Here is a 1,236-nt window from a genome sequence, read left to right on the forward strand (position 1 = left end):
TGACGTGATGTCGTGGACGACCTCCGCACCAAGCAGAGCTGTGCGATGATGTGGTCGTTGTAGGTCCACGTCTAGGAGTCGTTCAATGGAGCAGGAGGTTGTCACCGTCGGATTGGATCTGGCGAAGAATGTATTTCAGGTTCACGCCATCGCCGCTGATGGCGCAGTGCTGATCCGGCGCAAGCTGCGCAGGACCGAAGTTATCCGCTTCTTCGCTGCGTTGCCGCCTTGCCTGGTCGGCATGGAAGCGTGCGCCTCTGCGCATCACTGGGCGCGTGAGTTGATGGCGATCGGCCATGAGGTGCGCCTCATGCCGCCAACTTATGTGAAGCCGTATGTGAAGCGTGGGAAGATTGATGCCGCGGATGCTGAAGCAATCTGCGAAGCGGTCACCCGCCCGACGATGCGTTTTGTCGCTGTGAAGTCGGTGGAGCAGCAAGCGGTACTGATGCTCCACAAAAGTCGCAACCTGATGGTCCGGCAGCGCACCATGTTGATCAACGCGCTTCGCGGCCACTTAGCTGAGTACGGGATTGTGACGGGGCTGGGCGCTGGCGGCGTAGCGGAGTTCCTGAGGGCGCTGCACGAAGAACACGACAGGCTTCCCGCACACGCGCGTTCCGCTCTCAATGGCATTGCCGCTCAGTTGAGGGCACTAGCGAGCGAGATCGATCGGCTTGAGGCGCAGATTCTCGACTGGCACCGTAACGACGAAACGAGCCGAAGATTGGCAACCATCCCGGGTATCGGTCCAATTACGGCTTCGGCTATCGCGGCGGCAGTGCCCGACGCATCTCTGTTCCGATCGGGTCGCCAGTTCGCCGCCTGGCTTGGTCTCACGCCGCGTGCGAACAGCTCGGGCGGCAAAGAGCGGCTCGGCGGAATAACCAAGCAAGGCGATGGCTATCTTCGTCGGCTCCTGGTCGTCGGTTCGACTGCTGTTATGCGAATGACGCGCAAGAATCCCGCTCGCCAACCGTGGATGGCCGGCCTGCTCGAGCGCAAGCCTACGAAGATCGCGACAGTGGCGCTCGCCAACAAAACAGCACGGATTGCCTGGGCCGTGATGACGCGAAAGGAAGTCTACGCCGCCGCCGCATAAGGAGATCTCCGTCACTCGATAATCGCGTGATGGGATGCGTTGGAGCAGCTTAGTAGTGATGACGAACCGGTCAGACCGGGGGTTGGTGAAACCCAGGGGGTCACAGCGCTTCGAGCGCGATGACGTGATTAGGG

At 60.8% G+C, this 1,236-nt stretch carries 1 protein-coding gene; it reads left to right on the forward strand.

Annotation, left to right across the window (positions count from 1 at the left end):
- Positions 1-85: 85 nt before the first annotated feature.
- Positions 86-1,102, forward strand: coding sequence for an IS110 family RNA-guided transposase (locus OPU69_RS19915; protein ID WP_498513295.1), 1,017 nt, complete (start codon positions 86-88; stop codon positions 1,100-1,102).
- Positions 1,103-1,236 lie beyond the last annotated feature (134 nt).

This window comes from Blastomonas sp. 34TW, from assembly GCF_059803595.1.